The following is a 1,527-nucleotide window of genomic DNA, read 5'->3' as shown; positions in this document are numbered from 1 at the left end:
CTCAGGTTTACCCACATCTATGCAGGGACAGCGCTTGTAAACAGTTTGAGGCGGTGTTAACTTTTGAGGAACCGCCTCAGGAACTACACGTAATTGCCTTCGACCGACAATCAGGAAGACCAGGACGACTGGGCCGACATCGAATTCGGTGCGGCAAATCTGGGCGATGCCCGTCTGACGAGTCGACTCGTTGCGCTGGCACGCCGGCTTGCCAGCACACCAGACTGCTCGTTTCCGCGTTCAATGGACGCCGCTGAACTCAAGGCCGCCTATCGCTTCTTCGATAACGAGCAGGTCGATACCGATGGTGTGCTTGCACCCCACATAGACCAGACGCTCAGGCGCATGACCCAGGTACCCGTTGTGCTCGCCGTACAGGATACGACCGAATTCAACCTCACTCACCTGGGTGCCACCGAAGGGTTGGGCTACGGCACGGGCAACCAGTCGCGCGGCTTCATGTTGCACAGCCTGCTGGGCGTGACACCAGAGGGCCTGCCGCTGGGCGTACTGGGGATGAAGACGTGGGTGCGCCACGACGCAGATCTGGGCCGCAAGGACCTGCGCACAAAGCGCGACTTCCACCACAAGGAAAGCGTTAAATGGGTGGAAGGCCTGAACCACCTGGCAGCCCTGAAGGCACGATGTCCCGATACGCGCATGGTCGGCGTAGGCGACCGGGAGAGTGACGTCTATGAAGTGTTCGTGGCCGAGCGGCCTGCTGGTGTGGACTGGCTCATTCGCGCGTCATGGGACCGCCGCGCAGCACATCCCGAGCGCTATCTCTGGGATACGGTGACGGCGAGCGCACCCCTGGGCGAGATCGGGCTGGAGTTGCCGGGACACCGCAACATGGGCCGGCGCACAGCGCGTCTGACACTACGTTGCACGCAGGTCAGCCTGATTGCACCACCCAGGCCTTCGACCAAAGGCACTGGACGCGCCGCGCTCGGTCCAGTGGATGTATTTGCAATCCACGCACTTGAAGCCGATCCGCCGGCGGGCGTTGGGCCTCTCGAATGGATGTTGCTCAGCTCGGTGCCCACACGGACGCTGGGCGACGCACTCGAACGACTCGAATGGTATGCGCGTCGCTGGACGATTGAGTCGTGGCATCGCGTGCTTAAAAGCGGGTGTCGCATTGAGGCTCGCCAGTTCGGTACCCTTGAACGGTTCGTACGCGCGACCGCGCTATTTGCGGTGATTAGCTGGCGCATCATGTACGCCACGTTGCTGGGTCGCGCCGACCCGGATCTATCGTGCGAAGTACTACTTCAGCCTGACGAATGGCGTGCGCTTTACTGCCGTGCGAACCGCACCTCAAAGCCACCAGTTGCAACGCCCTCGCCAGGCGAAGTCGTCCTGTGGATCGCCAAACTCGGCGGCTACCTGAACCGCAAGCATGATCACCCGCCCGGGCCTACCGTTATGTGGCGCGGATTTCTGGTGCTCCACGAAATCACCGAGATGTACCGCATCTTTAGCCAGGACGGGTGATGCTCATCACGAGATGTGGGTAATCCTGAG

Annotated in this window: 1 protein-coding gene; it reads left to right on the top strand. The window is 61.2% G+C overall.

Going from position 1 to position 1,527, the window contains the following annotated elements; translation table 11 throughout:
• Positions 1 to 93 precede the first annotated feature (93 nt).
• Positions 94 to 1,497 (top strand): IS4 family transposase, encoded by a 1,404-nt coding sequence (locus PQQ52_RS34570; RefSeq protein ID WP_408221512.1) that lies wholly within the window; start codon positions 94 to 96, stop codon positions 1,495 to 1,497.
• Positions 1,498 to 1,527: the final 30 nt, after the last annotated feature.

It is taken from the genome of Paraburkholderia sediminicola, assembly GCF_046030555.1.
GTDB classification, from domain to species: domain Bacteria; phylum Pseudomonadota; class Gammaproteobacteria; order Burkholderiales; family Burkholderiaceae; genus Paraburkholderia; species Paraburkholderia sediminicola_E.
The sequence above is the reverse complement of the archived record's forward strand: the minus strand, read 5'-3'. Positions and strand labels throughout refer to the sequence as shown.